This is a genomic window from Streptomyces gottesmaniae, assembly GCF_031845845.1.
GTDB lineage: Bacteria > Actinomycetota > Actinomycetes > Streptomycetales > Streptomycetaceae > Streptomyces > Streptomyces akebiae.
The window spans coordinates 264,749-286,548 of record NZ_JAVRFJ010000006.1; the positions used below are offsets into that span (position 1 = coordinate 264,749).

Genomic DNA, 21,800 nt, shown 5'->3' on the forward strand with positions numbered 1-21,800 from the left:
CTGTGAAACGAGCCATACCCGCCCTGGTCCTGAGCGCCGCCGCGCTGGTGCCCGTCTGGCGTTACGCCCCCTCGACCGACACGACGTCCACGACGACGACCGCCGAGCCCGCCCCGTCGGCCTCCGCGTCCACGTCGTCGGGCTCCACCGTGGTCACGGGCCCGACGATCGACACCGAGAAGGGACCCGTCCAGGTCCGGGCGACCTTCCAGGGCCAGAAGATCACCGCCGTCGCGTTCGTCCAGCAGCCGGACCACCCGCAGACCGAGGCGGCGGTGCCGGTACTGATCGAGGAGACCCTGACGGCGCAGAGCGCCGACATCGACACCGTCTCCGGCGCCACCATCACCAGCGACGCCTACCGGGAGTCCCTCCAGGCGGCGATCGACGAGAACGAGAAGTCGGCGTCGGCGTCAGACTCCGACTCCGCGGCGGGGTCTGCTTCGGGGGACTCGGAGGCGGAGCGGGCGAGCGCGAGCCAGACCGTCGCGGGCCCGACGGTCGGCACCTCCAAGGGCGACGTCCAGGTCCAGGTGACCTTCGCGGGCGACGAGATCACTGCCGTGGAGATGCTGAAGCAGCCGAACCACCCGCAGACCGAGGCCGCCGTCCCGGTGCTGATCAAGGAGACCCTGGCGGCGCAGAGCGCCGACATCGACACGGTCTCCGGCGCCACCATCACCAGCGACGGCTACCGGGAGTCCCTCCAGGCCGCGATCGACGCGAAGGCCTGATCCGGTGCGCCGCGTCGAACACATCATGGGGTTCCCGATCTCGCTGCTGATCGAGGACGAGGAGGCCACCGCCGAGACCGCGGAGCCGGCGTTCGCGTGGCTGCGGGAGGTCGACGCGCGGTTCAGCCCGTTCCGCGCCGACAGCGAGGTGTCGCGGCTGGGCCGGGGCGAGTTGGCGCCGCACGAGCTGAGTCCGGACCTGACCGAGGTCCTCGCCCTCTGCGAGGAGTACCGGGTGGCGACGGGCGGTGCGTTCGACGTGCGGCTGCCGGGGCGCGGACTCGACCCCTGCGCCATGGTGAAGGGCTGGGCCGTGCAGCGGGCGGCGGAGCTGCTGACGGGGCTGGGCGCGAAGCGGCTGTGCCTCAACGCGGGTGGCGACGTGGCGGCGACCGGCGGGCCGTGGCGGGTGGGGGTGCGTCACCCGGAGCGGGCCGACCGCCTCTGCGCGGTCCTGTCGGTCACGGACGGTGCGGTCGCCACGTCCGCCCGCTACGAGCGCGGCGACCACATCCTCGACGGGCGCACCGGGCGCCCGGCGACGGGCCTCCTCACCCTCACGGTGGTGGCCCCGTCCCTCACCGAGGCCGACGCGACGGCGACGGCGGCCTTCGCGATGGGCGCGGAGGGCATCGAGTGGGCCGCGTCGCGGGAGGGGTGCGAGGTCTTCGCGGTCGACGCGGAGCAACGGGTCTTCCGCACCCCGGGGTTGCCGGTGGCGGCGTAGGGGTGCGGTGTGAGGGCGCGGGGTGCGGGGTGCGGGCGCCTCATGGCTCGGGGGTGCGGGTCGTTCGGCGGCTGCGGGTGGTACGTGGCTGATCGCGCAGTTCCCCGCGCCCCTGAAGGGCTGCGCCCTTCATCCCGCCTCTCCTTGCTGCGGGCAATCGTGCCGCTGGGGCGATGGGGGCACCTCCCGCTCCAGCGGACGGCACCCCCTCGCACTCCGGCCCACCCCCACACGAAATCCCGTTGCGGCTATGCCCCCCGCCCCCCGACAGTGGCCCCATGACCACGACCCACCCCACCCCCCTCCCGCCCGGCCTGGCCGTGCGTCCGGCCACGCTCGACGACGCGGAGGCGGTCTGCGCGCTGCTCAACGAGATCGATCTGCTGGAGATCGGCCGCGCGGAGACCGAGCTCGTCGAGGTGCAGGCCGATCTGAAGCATCCGGAGGCGGACCTGGAGCGGGACTCCTGGCTGCTGTTCGACGGGGACCGCCTGGTGGCGTACGGCCTGCAGTGGGACGAGTCCGGTGGCGAGCGCATCGACATGGACCACTACACGCTGCCGGGCCAACCGCTCGGCGCGCTGCACCTGTTCGACCTGATGGAGGCCCGGGCGGCGGAGCGCGCGGCGGCCAACGGCGCCGACCGGGCCGTCGTGCACATGCACCTCAACATCACGCCCACGATGGACCTGGACGCCCTGCGTGGGCGCGGCTGGCGCACGGTCCGCCGCTACCACGTCATGGAGCGTCCCCTGTCCCCCGCCGAGCCGCTGCCGACGCTCCCGCCCGGCATCACCCTGCGCACCTGTGCCACCGAGCAGGACCGCAGGAAGGCCCACGCCCTGCTGCAGACGGCCTTCGCCGACCACTTCGACCACCAGCCGCGTACGTACGAGCAGTGGCTGGACGACATCGACGCCGAGAACGTCGACTGGTCGCTGCTCTGGATCGCGCACGTCGACGGCCTCGGTGACGTGGCGGCCCTGCGGTCCCGCAACGACCGTTCCGCCACGGCCTGGATCTCCAGCATCGGTGTACTGCCCGAGGCCCGCGGCCGCGGTCTCGGCAGTCTGCTGCTCCGCCACACGTTCGGTCACTACGCGGCCCTGGGCCGCGACCGGGTCAGCCTCGGCGTCGACACCGACAACAGCACCGGAGCCCTCGCCCTGTACGAACGGCACGGCATGAAGCGGGACTTCGCGGTCGACACGTGGGAATTGATACGCCCCGTCCGGTAGGCCCCGATCGCAGAGCCCCCGTTCTCCACCGAGGACGGGGGCTCTTTGTTCGGCCTGTCGGACATTGTTCGAAACCTCTTGACGCCCCACCACACGCCGATTGACACTCTCGCAACACGACGTCACACGGCCGAAACAGCGGGACACCCGGGGCGAGGGTTCCCGCCCTTTCTCGACCCCCTTTCCGCTTGCCCCCGTCGCCTTCGCCACCCCTTCATCAGTCGTGCTCTCAGCAGGGATACTCCACATGACGTACATCGCACGTCTGCGCGGCCGCGCGAGACGCTGGGCGGGTCCGCTCGCCGGGCTCACCGCCGCGTCACTGCTCCTGGGCCTCGCCGGGCCCGCCGCTCCGGCCGCCGCGGACGACGCCGGCCTCACCGACGGCCTGGCCCTCTGGTACAAGCTCGACGCCACCTCCGGCACCACGGTCACCGACGCCTCCGGCAACGGCCGCGACGGCACGGTGAACGGCACCGCCGGCTGGACGGGCGACGGCCGGGGCCTCACCTTCAACGGGTCGGACACCTACATCAAGGTGCCGAACGACGTCATGAAGGGCATGAACTCGATCAGCGTCTCCATGGACGTGCTGATGGACGAGTCGCAGACGGGGCCGTACTTCATCTACGGCTTCGGCAACACCACCAACGGCACGGGCAACGGCTACCTCTTCGCCACCGGCAACTCCCTGCGCACGGCCATCGCGTCGGGCAACTGGTCGACCGAGCAGAACACCCGCCCCTCCGACTCGCACAACCTGACCCGTTCGGTGTGGAAGCAGCTCACCTACACGCAGACCGGCACCACGGGCGTGCTGTACGAGGACGGCGTGGAGGTCGGCCGCAACACCTCGGTCACCACCACCCCGGGTTCCATCGGCTCGGGCACGACGACCGCCAACTACATAGGCAAGTCGGTCTACACCAGCGACAAGCTCTTCAAGGGCAAGATCCGTGACTTCCGGGTCTACGACCGGGCCCTCGCCGGCGCCGAGGTCGAGCAGCTCTCGCTCCCCGTCGCCGAGGAGGGCGTCGCCGCGGACAAGGCGGCCCTCACCCTGGGCGACACCAGCGCGGTGACCGCCGACCTGGACCTGCCGAAGACCGGCACGGCCGGCGGCTCGACCATCAGCTGGGCGAGCGACAACACCGACGTGGTCTCGGACTCCGGCGCGGTGACCCGCCCCGCCGCCGGTCAGCCGGACGGCCACGCCACGCTGACGGCGACCCTGAAGAAGGGCACCGTGAGCGCCACCAAGACCTTCGAGGTCACGGTCCTGCCCACGTTCGACGACACGACCGCCGTCGACCAGGCCGCCGAGGCACTGACCGTGCACAACCTCGACGACGCACGGGGGAACCTGACACTCCCGACGTCCGGCGACTTCGCCACGAAGGTGTCCTGGTCCTCCGCGAACACGGCCGTCGTCACCGACGACGGAGTGGTCCACCGGCCCGCGCACGGCGACGGCGCGACCACCGTGGAACTGACCGCGACCGTCACCAAGGGCGACGCGAAGAAGACCCGCGCCTTCACCGCGAAGGTGCCGGAGCTGCCGAAGAAGGAAGCCCTCAAGGGCTATATGTTCAGCTACTTCACCGGCGAGGGCACCTCGGACGGCGAGCAGCTCTACGCGGCCCTCAGCAAGGGCAACGACCCGTTGAAGTGGCGGGAGTTGAACGACGGCAAGCCCGTCCTGACCTCGACGCTCGGTGAGAAGGGTCTGCGCGACCCGTTCATCATCCGCTCCCCCGAGGGCGACAAGTTCTACCAGATCGCCACGGACCTCAGGATCTACGGCAACGGCGACTGGGACGCCTCCCAGCGCACCGGCAGCAAGTCCATCATGGTCTGGGAGTCCACCGACCTGGTCAACTGGACCAACCAGCGCCTGGTGAAGGTCTCCCCCGACTCGGCCGGCAACACCTGGGCCCCGGAGGCGTACTACGACGAGGAGCTCGGCGAGTACGTCGTCTTCTGGGCCTCCAAGCTGTACGACAACGAGGCCCACTCCGGCGACACGTACAACCGCATGATGTACGCGACCACCCGTGACTTCCACACCTTCAGCGAGCCCAAGGTCTGGATCGACCGCGGCTACTCGGTCATCGACTCCACGGTCATCCGGCACGACGGCGAGTACTTCCGCCTCTCCAAGGACGAGCGGAACAACAGCTCCTCCACGCCCAACAGCAAGTTCATCTTCGAGGAGAAGAGCGACACGCTGCGCAACCTCTCCTGGACCGCCGTCGCCGAGGGCATCGGCAAGGGCGAGATGAGCGCGGCCGAGGGCCCGTTGGTGTTCAAGTCGAACACCGAGGAGAAGTGGTACGCGTTCCTCGACGAGTTCGGCGGGCGCGGCTACATCCCCTTCGAGACGACGGACCTGGCCTCCGGTGTCTGGACGCCGTCCACCGGTTACGACCTGCCGTCCAAGCCCCGGCACGGCACCGTCCTCCCGGTCACCCAGGCCGAGTACGACCGGCTGCTGCGGACCTACCAGCCGGACCAGATCATCACCGGCGTCGAGGACGTCGAGGTGAAGACGCGCGTCGGTGACGCGCCGGTCCTGCCGGCCACCGTCATCGCCGAGTCGGCGGACGGCGTGAAGCGGCCCGTCGCGGTCATCTGGGAGGCCGTGGACGCGTCGCAGTACGCGCAGGCCGGCACCTTCACGGTGAAGGGCGACATCGCCGGCGACTCGGCGATCGAGGTCACGGCGGAGGTCACGGTCTCCGCCGAGGGCCCGGACGTCCCCGCCGACCTGCTCCTGCGCTACGACTTCGACGAGACCGGCGGCAGCATCGCCCGCGACTCCAGCGGCCACGGCTACCACGGCACCTACGTCCGTACGCCCGACTTCGGGACCGGCGTGGACGGCGGCTCGTTCAAGATGTCCGGCGGCAACAGCGGCTCCAGCTCGCCGTACGTCAAGATCCCGAACGGGGTCCTGAAGGACACGAACAGCGTCACCGTCTCCACGTACGTGAAGTGGAAGGGCGGCGACAACTTCCAGTGGCTGTTCGGGCTCGGCCCCGACAGCAACAAGTACCTCTTCGCCACTCCGTCCAACGGCGGCGGCAAGCTGTTCTCCGCGATCACCAAGGCCACCTGGTCCGGTGAGAAGCAGATGCTCGGCGGCTCCCAGCTCACCCCGGGCGAGTGGAAGCACCTCACCGTCACCGTGAACGGCGCGACCGAGACGGCGGTCCTCTACGTGGACGGCGCCGAGGTCGCCCGCGTCGGCGGGGTCACCATCAAGCCGTCCGACCTGTACGACTCCGCCAAGGACCACTCCGGCTACATCGGCAAGTCCCTGTACTCCCCGGACCCGTACTTCGGCGGCGAGGTCGACGACTTCCGGATCTACAACCGGGCCCTGACACCGGCCGAGGTCCTGGAGCTCGGCGGCAACACGACCGGGATCGCCGCGGCGACCCACCCGGCACTCAAGACCGACGCGATCATCACCGACAAGGACAGCAAGGTCGTCCTGCCGCTGGCCCCGGGCAGCGATGTCACCGCCCTGGCACCGGCGTTCACCCTCGCCCACGGCGCGACCATCAGCCCGGCCTCCGGCACCCTGCGCGACTTCAGCGAGCCGGTCACCTACGAGGTCACGGGCTCGGACGGGAAGAAGCGCACCTGGACCGTCTCCGCGGTGGTCATGAAGAGCCCGGTCCTGCCCGGTCTCAACGCCGACCCGAACGTCGTCCGCTTCGGTGACACCTTCTACATCTACCCGACCACCGACGGCTTCGAGGGCTGGAGAGGTACGCAGTTCAAGGCGTACTCCTCCAAGGACCTGGTCAACTGGACCGACCACGGCGTCATCCTGGACCTCGGTCCGGACGTCTCCTGGGCGGACAGCAGGGCCTGGGCGCCGGCGATGGAGGAGAAGAACGGCAAGTACTACTTCTACTTCTGCGCCGACGCGAACATCGGTGTCGCGGTCTCCGACTCGCCCACCGGCCCGTTCAAGGACGCGCTCGGCAAGCCGCTGCTGAAGGCCGGTGACCACACGGGCCAGATGATCGACCCGGCGGTCTTCACCGACGACGACGGCACGTCGTACCTCTACTGGGGCAACGGCCGCGCCTACGTGGTCCCGCTCAACGACGACATGGTCTCCTTCGACGCCTCGAAGGTCACCAACATCACGCCGAGCGGCTACAACGAGGGCACCTTCGTCATCAAGCGCAAGGGCACCTACTACTTCATGTGGTCGGAGAACGACACGCGTGACGAGAACTACCGGGTCGCCTACGCCACCGGCTCCTCGCCCACCGGTCCCTGGACCAAGCAGGGCGTGATCCTGGAGAAGGACCTGTCGCTCGGCATCAAGGGCCCCGGCCACCACTCGGTGGTCCACGTCCCGAACACCGACGACTGGTACGTCGTCTACCACCGCTTCGCCATCCCGGGCGGAGACGGCACGCACCGCGAAACGACCATCGACAAGCTGGAGTTCGACGCCGACGGCCTGCTGAAGAAGGTCGTCCCGACCCTGGAGAGCATCGACCCGGTCACCATCGCCCGGGCCGGCGCGGACGCCTCCGGCAAGGAAGGCGCCAAGATCCAGCTGAACGGCACGGTCTCCGGCGCGGGCGGCGCCCAGTGGACGATCGGCAACGACGTGCCCTGTGTCTTCGCCGACGCCAAGTCCGCGAAGACCACGGTCACCTGCGCCGACAACGGCACGTACACGCTCACCCTGACCGGCGGCCGCAGCTCCGACACGGCGACCGTGACCGTCACCAACGCGTCCCCGAAGATCACCTCCGTGACCGGCCCGACGTCCCCGGTGGCGGTGGGCAAGGGCACCTCGGTCTCGGCGAAGTTCACCGACCCGGGCACCCGCGACACCCACTCCTGCAAGGTCGACTGGAAGGACGGCACCAAGCCCACCGCCGGCAAGATCTCCGCCGGGGTCTGCAAGGCCGAGCACACCTACCGCAAGGCAGGCATCTTCCGCCCGGTGGTCACCGTCACCGACGACGACGGCGCCTCGGCGAGCAGCACGCTGCCCGAGCTGATCGTCTACGACCGGGCGGCTGGTTCCGCGACCGGCAAGGGCAGCTTCACCTCGCCGGTCGGGGCGTTCCCGGCGAGCCCGAAGCTGACCGGTACGGCGGGCTTCTCCTTCAGCGCCAAGTACGGCAAGGGTGACACCAGGCCGTCCGGCAAGGCCGCGCTCGACTTCGCCAAGGCCAAGCTGAAGTTCCGCTCCACCGGCTCCGACTGGCTCGTGGTCACCGGTTCGAAGGCGGTCCACCAGGGCTCCGGCACGGTCAACGGCAAGACCGGCTACGCCTTCCGCATCACGGCCACCGACGGCCCGGACACCTTCAAGATCAAGATCTGGAAGAAGTCCACGGGTGCGGTCGTCTACGACAACAAGACGGCCGCGAAGACGAAGGGGGTCGTGGTGGGCCGCAAGTAACCCCCGAGCGCCTGCGACACCTTGACCGAGCCGCGTCCGGATTTTCCGGGCGCGGCTCGGTCCTTTTTTGGGGGTATCGGTGGATGGTCTCGCGCGGGCCGGTGGGGCTTCTCGCGCAGTTCCCCGCGCCCCTGAAAACTTCAGGCCCCTGCGGGCCTGAAAAGCACGGGGCGCAGCCCCGGCTTTTCAGGGGCGCGGGGAACTGCGCGACCAGCCCCCACGCACCCGCGGCCCGCGGCCCGCGGCCCGCGACGTACGGGAATCCCCCCACCCCCAGAACGTTGAACCCCATATGCGCCTCTCCGTCCTCGACCGCTCCCGCACCCGCGACCACCACCCCGCCCCCGAGGCCCTACGGGACACCGTGCGGTTCGCCCAGGACGTGGAACGGCTCGGATTCCACCGCTTCTGGGTGTCGGAGCACCACGGCGTACCCGGCGTGGCCGGCTCCGCCCCCACGGTCCTGGCCGCCGCCGTCGCCGCCACCACCCGCACCATCCGCGTGGGCACCGGCGGGGTCATGCTCCCCAACCACCGTCCGCTGATCGTCGCGGAGCAGTTCGGCGTTCTGGAGTCCCTGTTCCCGGGCCGGATCGACATGGGCCTCGGCCGTTCCGTCGGTTTCACGGACGGTGTACGGCGGGCGCTGGGCCGGGACAAGGACGATGCCGACGACTTCGCGGGCCAGTTGGACGAGCTGCTCTCCTGGTTCCGGGGCACCTCCCCGACCGGCGTGCACGCCCGCCCGCCGGAGGGCCTGACCGTACCCCCGTTCGTGCTCGCGATGGGCGAGGGCGCCGACATCGCCGCGCGGGCGGGCCTGCCGATGGTGATCGGCGATCTCCGCGACCGCGAGCGGATGCGCCAAGGCATCGACCGCTACCGCGCGGGGTTCCGTCCGTCCGTGTGGGCCGAGGAGCCGTACGTCGTCGTCTCCGGAACGATCGCCGTCGCCGGCACCCCGGAGGAGGCGCGCCGGATCCTGCTCCCCGAGGCGTGGGCCATGGCCCACTCCCGCACGCACGGCACGTTCCCGCCGCTGGCCCCGGCGGAGGAGATCGAGCGGCGGACGATGACGGCCAGGGAGCGCGGCTTCTACGAGAGGGGGCTGACCGGTCAGGTGCACGGCACCGAGGAGCAGGTGGCGCACGAGTTGGAGTCGCTGATCAAGGAGACGGGCGCCCAGGAGGTCCTGGTCACGACCAGCACGTACGACCGTGAGGCGCTGTTGGACTCCTACACGAGGCTGGCCCGGATCGCGGGGCTCGGCTGAGCCGACCGGCTCCCGCCGCGCGCTTCGGGCATGTGCTCGACCATGGCCTGCACGTCGGTCACCGCCGTCTGCGCGGCACATGCCAGCGCCCGCCGGTCGGGGTGGTCGACCGGGCCGATGACGGCCCGTACGTCCACCTCGGCGACGACGCCGCGTGCCGTCACCACCCGCCACACCGAGGCGAGCAGCGAGTCGTCCCCGACGTAGGCCGGCGTGGTGCTCGCGCCGCCCTCGGTGAGCCGGTAGCGGACGCGGACCGGCTGCACGGGCACGCCGGCGTCGAGTGCGGCCTGGAACACGGCGCGCCGGAAGCGGCCCTGGGCGCGGCCGCACCAGGTGCTCCCCTCGGGGAACGCGACGACGGCCGCACCACCGCGCAGGGCGTGGGCGATCCGGGTGACCGTGTCGGGCAGCGCGCGGATCCGGTCCCGTTCGATGAACAGCACTCCGCTCCGCGCGACGAGAGCGCCCGCGACGGGCCACTGCCGTATGTCCGCCTTGGCGAGCATCCGTGCGGGACGCACCGCGCCGAGCAGCGGTATGTCCAGCCAGGAGACGTGGTTGGCGACGAGCAGCAGCCCGCCGTCGGGCGGGGCGGTGCCGGAGATCCGTACCCGGACGCCGGACGCCCGTACGACACCCCGGCACCACGACCGCACGAGCCCGGCCGGAACCCGCAGACCGACGGCGCTGACCAGCACCCCGACGAGGACCAGGGCCACGACCGCCGTGAACCGGACGACGGCCCGGGGCACGGCGGCGATCGACGCCCGCGTCTGAACGCAGGCCTGCGGGCTGCAGGGCGCGCTCGGCAGCCAGACGCTCATCGGGTCACGCCGCCGGTACGAGGGAGAGGAAGTGGCGCAGGTAGCGGGCGTTGACCCGGCGCATCGACAGCAGCACGTACAGGTCGGCGACCCCGAAGTCCGGGTCGTGCGCGGGCTCGCCGCAGACCCAGGCGCCGAGCCGCAGATAGCCGCGCAGCAGCGGCGGCAGCTCCATGCGGGCCGCGGGGCTCTCGTTCGTCGGGATCCAGGGCAGCAGCGGCCGTACCCGGTACTCCTCGGGTGCCAGGTGCTTGTCCCGCACCCGGTCCCAGGTGGCGGAGGCGAGCGTGCCGCCGTCGGCGAGGGGGATGGAGCAGCAGCCGGCGAGCCACTCGTGGCCCCGGTCGAGCATGTAGCGGGCGATGCCGGCCCAGATGAGGCCGATGACCGCGCCGTCGCGGTGGTCGGGGTGGACGCAGGAGCGGCCGACCTCCACCAGTCCGGGCCGGATGGCGTCGATCCGGCCGAGGTCGAACTCGCCCTCGGAGTACAGCCGTCCGGCGACGGCGGCCCGCTCCGGCGGCAGCAGCCGGTAGGTTCCCACCACCTTCCCGGTCGGCGTCTCCCGGACGAGGAGGTGGTCGCAGTACGCGTCGAAGGGATCGATGTCGAGGCCCGGCTGGGTACCGGCCAGCAGGGCGCCCAGTTCCCCGGCGAACACGTCGTGGCGCAGCCGCTGGGCGGCACGCACGTCGTCCTCGTCGCGGGCGAGGGTGACGGTGTAGGGGCTGGAGCCCGCCGACTGGGGCGCCGGGGACGGCAGCGGAGGGGTGTCCAGAGCGGATACGGCGGTCATGGCTCACTCCAGGTCACGGGCCGGTTCGGCCTGAGCGGAAGGACAGGCCGGTCGGGTACGGCCTGCGCGTACCTGTTCTTCCGACGCCGTCTGGCCTTCGCGTGACCGATGGCGGGAGCCCGGATGTGCGCTTGCTGAACGGAACGGTCCCGGTGGCCGTCACCTGGCCGGGACGCAACTCCCGAGCCACGCGCGGGTTTCATCGGCGTCGAGGACCCGTTCCAGGACGAGTTCGCCCGTCATCCGGGGGAAGAACCGCCCGGCGGGCCAGCTCCGCTCGTACGGCGGTGGATCGAGCACCAGCAGGCGTACGCCGTCGACGACGGGTATGTCGCTGGGTGTGCCCTCGTTCCACACCCACTCCCCGCCGGGCGTCACGAGATTGAACGACCCGGTCGTCGGCACCTGCCCGTGGGCGTCCCGGCACACGGCGACCTCCTGCGCGGACGGTGCCCGGCCGGCCACGTGCCCGCCTCCGACGAGCACCCCGGCGAGCAGGGTGTGGAGCTGGAAGTTGTCCGCGATGCCGCTCATCCGCAGCGCGTATCCGGTGCCGCTGGGCCGGTGCAGCACGACCAGCGGCTCGTCGTCGAGCACCAGCAGGGCGTACGTGAGGCACTTGAAATCGTGCCCGGACGCCTCCTCCACGGCCCGCAGTGCCCCAAGGACCCCCGCGCGCCACTCGGCGTCGAGGGCCGTGCGTACGGCGGCGTGGTTGAGCAGGGCGACGGACGCCATCTCCCAGCGCGGGAGCAGCCACCAGCCGAGGGCCGCCTCCATCCCGACACGTTCGACGATCGAGGGATCGGGATCCCCGTGGTCGGGTTCGGGGTGGTCGCCGCCGCCGGTCGCCGACCAGCGCTCGCGGAACTCGCCCGCGGCGCCGAGCGCCCAGTCGAGCCCGTGGAAGATCGCCGGCGCGCAGACGGCCGGCTCCGCGCCCCGTTCGACGCAGGCGCCGAGCACGATGGCGACCATGGTGTCGGGCCCGGCGGGCAGCTCCGGGAGCAACGCGGCCAGCCGGGGCGCCGCCTGGACGATCTCGTGCTGCGCCGCTCCCTCGAAGCGCCGGTGCATCTCACGGTAGGCGCGCTGGATCCTGGCCCCGTCCCGCTCCCGCACGGCGGTGTCGAAACCGGCGACGGCTTCGAGGAACCGCTGTCTCCCCCTCCGCCCGAACATCATGCGCGCAGCCTACCTACACAGAAAATCCAGACGGGGCCGGGACTGAGCACCACTCCCGACCCCGCCCGTCCGCACGATTCGGCGAACGCTTTGTGACCGCCGTCCACGACAGCGCGCCCGTCAGGGGCGCGGGGAACGGCGCGGCCAGGCACGACGAACCCGCAGCCCGAGAAGGCCAGGCCCGCAACGGCGCTACCGTTTCCCGGCCTTACGAGCAGCCCGCAGCCACTCCTTGTTCATGCTGGTGATGGACACCAGCGGAATCCCCTTCGGACAGGCCGTGGCGCACTCCCCGGCGAGCGTGCACCCCCCGAACCCCTCCTCGTCCATCCGCTCCACCATGTCCAGCACCCGCGTCTCCCGCTCGGGCGCCCCCTGCGGCAGCACGTTCAGATGGTTGATCTTGGCCGAGGTGAACAACATCGCCGCCCCGTTGGGACACGCGGCCACACACGCCCCGCACCCGATGCACTCCGCGTGCTCGAACGCGAAGTCGGCGTCCGGCTTGGGGACGGCCGTGGCGTGCGCCTCCGGAGCGGCCCCGGTCGGCGCCGTGACGTACCCGCCGGCCTGGATGATCCGGTCGAACGCGGACCGGTCGACGACCAGGTCCTTGACGACGGGGAACGCCGAAGCCCGCCACGGCTCCACGTCGATCGTGTCGCCGTCCGAGAAGGAGCGCATGTGCAGCTGGCAGGTCGTCGTCCGCTCCGGCCCGTGCGCGTCCCCGTTGATGACCAGCGAGCACGCCCCGCAGATCCCCTCCCGGCAGTCGTGGTCGAAGGCCACCGGGTCCTCACCGCGCAGGATGAGTTCCTCGTTGAGCGTGTCGAGCATCTCCAGGAAGGACATGTCGGGCGAGATGTCGTCCACCTCGTACGTGGACATGGCGCCGTCGGCGTCGGCGGCCCGCTGCCGCCATACGCGCAGGGTGAGCCTCATGCGTAGCTCCGCTGGGTGGGATGGACGTACTCGAAGACCAGGTCTTCCTTGTGCAGTACGGGGGCCGTGCCGGTCCCCGTGAACTCCCAGGCGGCGGCGTACGAGAAGTCCTCGTCCCGGCGCTCCGCCTCGCCGTCGGCCGTCTGGGACTCCTCGCGGAAGTGACCGCCGCACGACTCGCCGCGGTGCAGCGCGTCGAGGCACATCAGCTCGGCGAGTTCGAGGTAGTCGACGATCCGGTTGGCCTTCTCCAGGGACTGGTTGAACTCCTCGCCCGTCCCGGGGACCTTGATCCGCCGCCAGAACTCCTCACGGATCTGCGGAATCCGCTCCAGGGCCTTGCGCAGTCCGCTGTCGGTGCGGGCCATGCCGCAGAACTCCCACATCAGTTCGCCCAGTTCACGGTGGAAGGAGTCGGGCGTACGGTCGCCGTCGACGGCGAGCAGCAGGTTCAGCCGGTCCTCGGTCTCGGCCAGCACCTCCTGGACGACGGGGTGTTCGGGGCCGATGCCGTCCTGCCGCGGATGCCGGGCGAGGTAGTCGTTGATGGTGGCCGGGAGGACGAAGTAGCCGTCGGCGAGCCCCTGCATCAGCGCGGACGCGCCGAGCCGGTTGGCCCCGTGGTCGGAGAAGTTGGCCTCACCGATCGCGAAGAGGCCGGGGACGGTGGTCTGGAGGTCGTAGTCGACCCACAGCCCGCCCATCGTGTAGTGGACGGCCGGGTAGATCCGCATCGGCACCTCGTACGGATCCTCGTCGGTGATCCGCTGGTACATGTCGAAGAGGTTGCCGTACTTGGCCTCGACGGCCCCCCGGCCCATCCGTGCGATGGCGTCGGCGAAGTCCAGGTAGACGCCCTGTCCGCCGGGGCCGACGCCCCGCCCCTCGTCGCAGACGTTCTTCGCGGCGCGGGAGGCGATGTCACGGGGGACGAGGTTGCCGAAGGAGGGATAGATCCGCTCCAGGTAGTAGTCGCGCTCGGCCTCGGGGATCTGGTTCGCGGGTCGCCGGTCGCCCCGCGCCTTGGGCACCCAGATGCGGCCGTCGTTGCGCAGCGACTCGCTCATCAGCGTCAGCTTGGACTGGTGGTCGCCGGTGCGCGGGATGCACGTCGGATGGATCTGGGTGAAGCACGGGTTGGCGAACAACGCGCCGCGCCGGTGCGCCCGCCACACGGCGGTCGCGTTCGAGTTCATGGCGTTGGTCGACAGGTAGAAGACGTTGCCGTACCCGCCGCTCGCCAGGACCACGGCGTCCGCGAAGTAGGTGTCGATCTTCCCCGTGATCAGGTCCCGGGCCACGATTCCGCGCGCCCGGCCGTCGATGACGATCAGGTCGAGCATCTCGGTGCGCGGATGCATCTCCACGTTGCCGGCGGCGATCTGCCGGCTGAGGGCCTGGTAGGCGCCGAGCAGCAGTTGCTGTCCCGTCTGTCCGCGGGCGTAGAAGGTCCTGGACACCTGCACGCCGCCGAAGGAGCGGGTGTCGAGCAGCCCGCCGTACTCCCGCGCGAACGGCACGCCCTGGGCCACGCACTGGTCGATGATCTCGACGGAGATCTGCGCGAGCCGATGGACGTTCGACTCCCGCGCCCGGAAGTCGCCGCCCTTGACGGTGTCGTAGAACAGCCGGTGGACGGAGTCGCCGTCGTTGCGGTAGTTCTTGGCCGCGTTGATGCCGCCCTGCGCGGCGATCGAGTGGGCCCGGCGCGGGGAGTCCTGGTAGCAGAACTGGACGACGTGGTAGCCCTGTTCGGCGAGCGTGGCACCGGCCGAGCCGCCGGCGAGCCCCGTTCCGACGACGATGACCGTGTGCTTGCGGCGGTTGGCGGGGTTGACCAGCTTGGCCTCGAAGCGGCGCTTGTCCCAGCGCTCGGCGATCGGCCCTTCGGGGGCCTTGCCGTCGACGACCGGGGCACCGGTCACGTAGTCCGCGTATGCGGAGGATGTGGTCATGGTCAGCTCACCACTCCGGTCATGACGGCGACGGGTACGGAGACGAAGCCCACGGTCAGCACCAGGGCCAGGACGTTCGCGGTGGCCTTCAGGGCGCGGTCGCGGGTGCGGCTGCCGGCGCCGAGGGTCTGCGCGGCACTCCAGAAGCCGTGCCGGATGTGCAGGCCGAGCGCGAGCATCGCGACGAGGTAGATGACGTTGCCGTACCAGGTGGAGAAGGTGTCGATCACGTTCTGGTACGGGTGTCCGGCCTCGAAGCCGTTCGGGTGGACGGTGCCGGTCGTCAGGTCGAGGATGTGCCAGACGATGAAGAGGCCGAGGATGACCCCGCCCCAGCGCATGGTGCGGGTCGCGTAGCTCGCCCGGCGCTTGGTGTGGACGTACTTGTCCGGCCGGGCCCTGATGCCACGGCGGCTGAGCTGGTAGGCGGCCGTGGCGTGGGCGACGACCGCGACGACGAGGACCACGCGGACGATCCACAGGGCCCACTCGTGATGGAGGAAGGGCTCGCCGAGGGTGCGCAGCCAGTGCGCGTAGCCGTTGAACTCGTCGGAGCCGAAGAAGATCTTGAGGTTGCCGAGCATGTGGACGACCAGGTACGCCAGCATGATCAGTCCGCTGACGGCCATCACCGTCTTCTTGCCGAGGGAGCTGTCCCACACCGAGCGCGCCGGGGACGGTTTTCGCGCCGACCGTTTCGCCCGTTCCGTCCGCGTTGCCAGAGCCATGCCCATGACGCTAGAACCGTGTCACCCCATCGGTCCAAGACATGAAACAGCTCGTTTCGATAGCCGCCAACTATCGTCCCGTATGGTGGATGGATGCAGTTCCAGCAGCTCCAGTACTTCGTGGCGGTGGCCGAGACCAGGCATTTCACCCGGGCCGCGGAGCTGGTCCATGTGGCGCAGCCGTCGCTCTCGCAGCAGATCAAGGCACTGGAGAGGGAGTTGGGGGCCGACCTCTTCCAACGGGCGCGCGGCAACATCACGCTGACCGACGCAGGCGAGGCGCTGCTGCCGCTGGCCCGGCGCATCCTCGCCGACACGGACACCGCCCGGCACGAGGTGCAGGAGCTGGTGCAGCTGCGGCGGGGCCGGGTCCGGCTGGGCGCGACCCCGAGCCTGTGCACCGGTCTGCTCCCGGACGTCCTGCGCGCCTTCCACGACCGCTATCCGGGCATCCGCCTGCTGATCGAGGAGGGCGGTTCGCACGACCTCGTACGGCAGCTCGCGCGCGGCGCGCTGGATCTGGCCCTGGTGGTCCTCCCGCTCCCCACGCCCTCCCCCGCGCTCACCACGGTCGAACTGCTGCGCGAGGACCTGGTGGTGGTCTCCTCCCCCGACGCCCCCAAGCCCGGCAACGGCCGTCGCACGGTCGGTGTCCCCGATCTGGAGGGCGAGCGACTCGTGATGTTCCGCCACGGCTACGACCTGCGGGAACTCACCGTCGCCGCGTGCCGCTCCGCGGGGTTCGAGCCGGATTTCGCGGTGGAGGGCGGAGAGATGGACGCGGTCCTGGGATTCGTCCGAGCGGGACTGGGCGTGGCCGTCGTCCCGCGGATGGTCGCCACCCGCTCCGGGCGGGGCCTGCGAGTCACCCCGCTGGCCCGGCCCGGCCTGCATCGCACGATCGCTCTCGCCCACCGCAGCGATGTGGCTCCGCCTCGGGCCGCGCGGGAGTTGCAGCGGATGTTGGTGGAGCGGTGAGGGGCTCCGGCGGTCCCGGTCTCACCGTTGCTGGTGAGCCGCCGTCGGGGTCTGCGGGTGCGTCGCGGCTGGTCGCGCAGTCCCCGCGCCCCTGAGGGGCGCGCTGCGCGAACCGGCGCTGAGACGATCCCCTAACCCGTCGCGTCCACCAGTGCCAGTTCGTGCAGGCGCTCCGGCGGGCCCGGGCGGGCGTAGTACCAGCCCTGGGCGGTGTCGCAGCCGAGTACGCGCAGTTGTTCGGCCTGGGCGCCGGTCTCCACGCCCTCCACGGTGACCGCGAGGTCGAGGCTGTGGGCGAGGGAGACGATTCCCTCGACGATCTTCAGATCGACGGGGTCGGCCGGGAACTGCTGCATGCTCTGGGTGAAGGACCGGTCCAGCTTCAGGACGCGGACCGGCAGCCGGCGCAGATTGGCGAGGTTGGAGTAGCCGGTGCCGAAGTCGTCGAGGGCGATGTCGACGCCCATCTCCGAGAGCCTGCGCAGGGGTTTGAGCAGGTCGTCGTCGGCGCCGATCAGAGCGGACTCGGTGACCTCCAGGCAGAGGGCGTCGGGTTCGAGGCCCGCGCGCTCCAGGATGTCGACGGTGTCCTGGACGAGTCCGGGGTGGGTCAACTGGCACGGCGACAGGTTCACGTTGACACGCAGCTGCCCGGTGGCCCCCGTGCCCCCCTGGCGCTCCTGCCACTCCCGGGCCTGGCGCACCGACTGCTCCAGGACCCAGCGGCCGAGCGGCACGATCAGTCCGGTGTGCTCGGCCAGCGGGATGAACCGGTCGGGGCCGAGGACACCGTGCTGCGGATGCAGCCAGCGGACCAGGGCCTCGGCGCCGCGCACCGTGCCGTCGCCGAGGTGGACCAGCGGCTGGTACTCGATGAAGAACTCGCCCCGGTCGAGAGCGGCGGGCAGCGCGGTGGTGAGACCGTGCCGGGTGATGGCGCGGGCGTCGGCCTCGGCGTCCGCGACCTCGTAGCGGTTGCCGCCCGCCGACTTGGCGCGGTACATCGTGATGTCGGCGCTGCGCAGCACCTCCGCCGGACCGCGCTCGCCCGCCGGGCCCTCGACGATGCCGATGCTGCCGCGCACCAGCAGTTCCCGGCCGTCGATGCGGACGGGGGTGACCAGCGCGTTCATGATGCGGTCGGCGAGGTCGTCGACCTCGCGCTCGGTGTCGGGGCCGGTGGTCAGCGCCACGAACTCGTCGCCGCCGAGCCGGGCGACCATCTCGCCGGGGGCGGTCGCACAGGACTGCAGCCGGTCGGCGACCTCGACGAGCAGCCGGTCGCCGGCCGCGTGCCCGAGGCTGTCGTTGATGGTCTTGAAGCCGTCCAGGTCGAGGTAGCAGAGGCCGAAGCGCTGGCCGTCGCCCCCGGCGAGGGCCTTCTCCAGGCGCTCGAAGAACAGGGTGCGGTTGGGCAGTCCGGTCAGCGCGTCGTGGGTGGCCTCGTAGCGGAGGCGGAGGTTCAGCAGCCGGCGCTCGGTGGTGTCCTCCATGAGGGCCAGCTGGTACTGGGGCCGGCCGTCCGCGTCCCGCAGCAGGGAGACCGTGAGATTGGTCCACAGGACCGTTCCGTCGGGTCGGGAGAACGCCTTTTCGGTGTGGTAGTGCTCGCGCTCTCCGCGGACCAGCTCGTCGTAGAGGCGCCAGACCTGGGGCGCGTCGTCCGGGTGTCGCCAGTCGGGGACGGGCCGCCCGCGCATGGACTGCTCGGTGACGCCGAACATCCGCAGCAGCGCGCCGTTGACCTGGAGGACATTGCCGTCGAGATCGGCGATGCCGATGCCTATGGCGGCGCCCTCGAAGACGGCGCGGAAGCGGGCCTCGGTGGCGTGCAGCGCCCGGGCGACCGCGCCCTGGGCCTCCAGCGCCGCGCGGGCGATCGCCTCCTGCTCGGCGAGCGTGCGCTGCCGGAGCGCCTCGGCGTATCCGGCGGCCATCGCGGACTGCAGTCGCGCGGCACGGGCCCGCAGGTCCTCCTGGGGTCCGTCGCCGCCGCAGTAGAGCACCAGATAGGCCTCGACGCAGTCCAGGGTCCGGCTGAGCGCCTCGGGTTCGGTGCAGTGCGCCGCCACCAGGTCGGCGCCGACGGCCCTGCCCTCCTCGGCGTCGTACGTCCTGGCCCGCAGCGCCTCGCTGAGCCTGCGGGCCAGCGGCAGGAGCAGTTCCTCGAACTCGGGCCGGGTCAGCGACGTGGAGGTGGCGGGGAAGACCGCGCGGCTCCAGATCGTCGCGAACCTGCGGAGTCTGTCCTCCGGCCCGTCCGGCTCCGCCCTCACGCCTTGGTCCCCACGCCGGCGAACTGTGCGTAGGCGTACGGGTCGTCGTCCTCGGAAGCCGTGTCGGGCCGCCACTTCGCCATCGGCACCACTCCGGGTTCCACCATGTCGTACCCCTCGAAGAACCGCGCGACCTCGTCGGACGAGCGCATGGTCAGCGGATTGCGAATGTTCCTGTACACGTCCACCACACCCGCCGCCCGCTCCTCGGGCAGCGGAATTCCCTCGCGGCAGGCGTGCGAGACGACGAGCAGGCTGCCCGGCGCGAGCGCGTCACGCAGCTCCGCCACCGCTCCGTACGGGTCGTCCGTGTCCTCCACGAAGTGCAGTATGGCAACCAGAAGCAGTGCGACCGGCCGGTTCAGGTCGATGAGTTGCCGGACGCGGGGGCTCTCGAGGATCTCGCGGGGCTTGCGGAGGTCGGCCGCGACCACATCCGTGTCGTCGTTCCCCTCGAGAACGGCCTGGCTGTGTGCTACGGCGACGGGGTCGTGGTCGACGTACACGACCCGTGCGCCGGGACTGGCCTCCTGGGCGACCTCGTGCACGTTTCCGAAGGTGGGGATCCCGGATCCGATGTCCAGGAACTGGGTGACGCCCGCGTCGACCGCGTACCGCACGGCGCGGCGCATGAAGGCGCGGTTCGCCTGCATGATCTTGGGCAGGCCGGGCACGAACTCCATGGCACGGCGGGCTGCCTCGCGGTCGACCTCGAAGTTGTGCGAACCGCCCAGGTAGTAGTCGTACATGCGGGCCACGGACGGCATCGAGATGTCAATGCTCCGCGGCGCCCAGGCGGGACGCTCCATCAGTTTCTCCAACGCGTCGGGGGTGGCGTAGGCGATCCGGTGTTCGAGCTGAGGCTACTGATCGTCCGCCGAAGGAGCGAGCGAAAACGGAAATTGACCGTCCGTTCAAAGCCGCTGCCGATGGCACATGCCCAACCGCCGCCCCGACCATGCCTGTTCGGAAGCCGAACCTTCCGCGCGCCCCGCGGATCTCCCCGCATCACCCCCAACAGCGCGCCTGGACATGCCGGTTCGGCCGTGCCCGGGCATGCCAAGCGGTCCGCCCCCTCCGGTGCGGTACGGAGGGGGCGGACCTGGATCGGCCGCGCTGACGCGGTGCGTGGGGAAGGCGCGGCCTACTTGTCGGCGCCGATCGGCTCTCCGTCTCCGTTGATCGCGAACCAGGTGCCGCCGACGCCCTGGCCGTTGGTGTCGCCGGGGGCCTTGTCGTTGGCGAAGGTGTAGAGCGGGATGCAGTTGATGGTCTGCTGCTTGATGCCGTCGGGACGGTCGAAGACCGTGTAACCCTTCAGCAGGATGCCCTCGGTGTCGTTCTTGTCGACCGGGGCGACCACGGGCCACTTGTCGAGGCAGTCGCCGACGCACTTGGTCGACATCGGCCACTGGGTGTCCTTGAGGAACCGGTAGACCGTCATGCCGTTCTTGTCGACGACGATCTCGCCGAGCTTGGCGTCCTTGCGGGTGGTCAGACCGGCCTGCTCGACCGCCCCGCCGCCACCGGTGTCGCCGCCCGCGTCGGCTCCGCCGCCGCCCTTGACGGAGGCCTTCTTGCCGTTGGGGGCCGACGCGAACCAAGTGCCCTTGAGGCCCTGGCCCTTGATGTCACCGGCCTTGGTGTCCTTGGCGAAGTAGTACATGGGCCAGCCGCCGACCGTCAGCTGCTTGGTGCCGTCGGGACGGCTGACCTCGCCGAGCAGGGCCTTGTCGACACCCTGGGCGGCGGTGGCGCCCGAGGCGGGCACCGGCGGCCAGGTGGTGGCGCACTCGCCCTCACAGGTCGTCTTCGGCGGCTCGAACGAGTCCTTGTCGAAGCGGTACAGGGTGCGACCGGCGCTGTCCGTGAGGACCTTGCCGTACTCGTCGCTGTTCCACACCGTCAGCTGGCCCGCGGAGGCCGCCGTGGTGGACTGGGCCTGGTCCGACGTGCCGGAACCCGCCGCACCGGCGCCGGCCGTACCGGATCCGGTTCCGGCGATGGTGCCGGTGCCCAGCGTCGGGGTGGAAGCGGCGCCCACGTTCTGTGAGGACGTGGACCCCTGTTCCTGACCGCACGCCGTCGTCAGCACCAGCACAGCCGCAGCTGTCGCTACGAGTGAGGCGCTCCGCCAGGAGGTCTTCATTCCAACTCCCCGTGTATCCGGTGGGTGTCGCAGCGCTCTACTGCGCTGCTTGCTGGCCCTAGGTACGGGTGGGAGTGCCTGCTGTGTTCAACGCCGCACGATTTTCTTTCCGAAGTCTGTGTCGCGGTGCGCGACGCGAGCCCCCGGGGTATCGAAAGAGAGGTCAGCACCGGGCACCCGCACTCAAACGTTCGGGGCCCGTTTTTCGCTCCTTTGGAGCAATCCCTCCGCGCTCCCGCGTACGCGCGAGCGCGAGCACGGATGATCTCCGACGTGCAAGGACCCCAGCGGACCCGATCCGCTCTCGCCCTACGGCTGTCGGCCCTGCTCGCACTGACCTGGCTCCTCACCGGAACGCCGAGCGGCACGGCGGTCGCCGACGCCTGCGCGTACGCCACCGTCGGCCCGGACAGCAGAGGCAGGGTCGCCGTGGCGATCGGGAGCACCGACTCCTGCGAGCCGACCCCGTCGCCCACCCCCACCCCCACGCCCACGCCGTCGTGCCCGCCGGAGCCGACGCCCACCCCGACGCCCCCGCCGCGGCCG

General features: G+C 70.8%; 15 protein-coding genes and 1 pseudogene. 7 read left to right on the plus strand and 9 right to left on the minus strand.

All coding sequences use genetic code 11. The features are described 5' to 3' along the window. Positions 1-2: 2 nt before the first annotated feature. The 5 genes from RM704_RS09940 to RM704_RS09960 all read left to right on the plus strand — a co-directional run bounded on the left by RM704_RS09940 (position 3) and on the right by RM704_RS09960 (position 9,418). Entirely contained in the window at positions 3-734 is a 732-nt protein-coding gene (locus RM704_RS09940) for an FMN-binding protein (protein ID WP_033532445.1), read from the plus strand. A 4-nt stretch (positions 735-738) separates the two neighbouring features. Continuing rightward, complete coding sequence (locus RM704_RS09945) at positions 739-1,461, plus strand: FAD:protein FMN transferase (RefSeq protein ID WP_033532444.1); 723 nt, start codon at positions 739-741, stop codon at positions 1,459-1,461. A gap of 278 nt (positions 1,462-1,739) precedes the next feature. After that, entirely contained in the window at positions 1,740-2,699 is a 960-nt protein-coding gene (locus tag RM704_RS09950) for a GNAT family N-acetyltransferase (RefSeq protein ID WP_033532443.1), read from the plus strand. A gap of 247 nt (positions 2,700-2,946) precedes the next feature. Beyond that, positions 2,947-8,145 carry a family 43 glycosylhydrolase gene (locus RM704_RS09955; protein ID WP_033532442.1) on the plus strand — a complete coding sequence of 1,733 codons (5,199 nt, stop codon included), beginning with the start codon at positions 2,947-2,949 and terminating at the stop codon, positions 8,143-8,145. 292 nt (positions 8,146-8,437) lie between these two features. Then, entirely contained in the window at positions 8,438-9,418 is a 981-nt protein-coding gene (locus RM704_RS09960) for an LLM class flavin-dependent oxidoreductase (protein WP_033532441.1), read from the plus strand. On the opposite strand, the gene RM704_RS09965 is transcribed toward RM704_RS09960, so the two are convergent. The 6 genes from RM704_RS09965 to RM704_RS09990 all read right to left on the minus strand — a co-directional run bounded on the left by RM704_RS09965 (position 9,382) and on the right by RM704_RS09990 (position 15,851). Further along, complete coding sequence (locus tag RM704_RS09965) at positions 9,382-10,245, minus strand: lysophospholipid acyltransferase family protein (RefSeq protein ID WP_078937571.1); 864 nt, start codon at positions 10,243-10,245, stop codon at positions 9,382-9,384. The genes RM704_RS09960 and RM704_RS09965 overlap by 37 nt on opposite strands. A gap of 4 nt (positions 10,246-10,249) precedes the next feature. Continuing rightward, positions 10,250-11,041, minus strand: a complete 792-nt coding sequence (locus RM704_RS09970) for a GNAT family N-acetyltransferase (RefSeq protein WP_033532440.1) — start codon at positions 11,039-11,041, stop codon at positions 10,250-10,252. Between the two features lie 159 nt (positions 11,042-11,200). Beyond that, on the minus strand, positions 11,201-12,226 hold the full coding sequence (locus RM704_RS09975) for a hypothetical protein (protein ID WP_033532439.1): 1,026 nt from the start codon (positions 12,224-12,226) through the stop codon (positions 11,201-11,203). A gap of 192 nt (positions 12,227-12,418) precedes the next feature. After that, positions 12,419-13,168 carry a succinate dehydrogenase/fumarate reductase iron-sulfur subunit gene (locus tag RM704_RS09980; RefSeq protein WP_033532438.1) on the minus strand — a complete coding sequence of 250 codons (750 nt, stop codon included), beginning with the start codon at positions 13,166-13,168 and terminating at the stop codon, positions 12,419-12,421. Beyond that, the gene (locus tag RM704_RS09985; protein WP_033532437.1) at positions 13,165-15,123 is read right to left on the minus strand and encodes a fumarate reductase/succinate dehydrogenase flavoprotein subunit; all 1,959 of its coding nucleotides are present in this window, start codon (positions 15,121-15,123) and stop codon (positions 13,165-13,167) included. Before RM704_RS09985 ends, RM704_RS09980 begins: the two co-directional genes overlap by 4 nt. Positions 15,124-15,125: 2 nt before the next feature. After that, positions 15,126-15,851: a succinate dehydrogenase gene (locus RM704_RS09990; RefSeq protein WP_052146611.1), complete on the minus strand. Its 726-nt coding sequence runs from the start codon at positions 15,849-15,851 to the stop codon at positions 15,126-15,128. A 93-nt stretch (positions 15,852-15,944) separates the two neighbouring features. Here RM704_RS09990 and RM704_RS09995 point away from each other — a divergent pair, with 93 nt between their 5' ends. Then, the gene (locus RM704_RS09995) at positions 15,945-16,829 is read left to right on the plus strand and encodes a LysR family transcriptional regulator (protein ID WP_033532435.1); all 885 of its coding nucleotides are present in this window, start codon (positions 15,945-15,947) and stop codon (positions 16,827-16,829) included. A gap of 131 nt (positions 16,830-16,960) precedes the next feature. Here the strand turns inward: RM704_RS09995 and RM704_RS10000 are convergent, their stop codons facing one another. From RM704_RS10000 to RM704_RS10010, 3 genes are all read right to left on the minus strand, one after another. Continuing rightward, positions 16,961-19,105, minus strand: coding sequence for a putative bifunctional diguanylate cyclase/phosphodiesterase (locus RM704_RS10000; RefSeq protein ID WP_033532434.1), 2,145 nt, complete (start codon positions 19,103-19,105; stop codon positions 16,961-16,963). Continuing rightward, positions 19,102-19,914 (minus strand): SAM-dependent methyltransferase, encoded by an 813-nt coding sequence (locus RM704_RS10005; RefSeq protein WP_033532433.1) that lies wholly within the window; start codon positions 19,912-19,914, stop codon positions 19,102-19,104. The genes RM704_RS10000 and RM704_RS10005 overlap by 4 nt, the downstream gene beginning before the upstream one ends. Before the next feature lie 335 nt (positions 19,915-20,249). Then, positions 20,250-21,254, minus strand: a complete 1,005-nt coding sequence (locus tag RM704_RS10010; protein ID WP_033532432.1) for an SCO0930 family lipoprotein — start codon at positions 21,252-21,254, stop codon at positions 20,250-20,252. Positions 21,255-21,527: 273 nt separating this feature from the next. Here RM704_RS10010 and RM704_RS10015 point away from each other — a divergent pair. Next, positions 21,528-21,800: pseudogene (locus RM704_RS10015) on the plus strand (hypothetical protein); the annotation flags it as partial.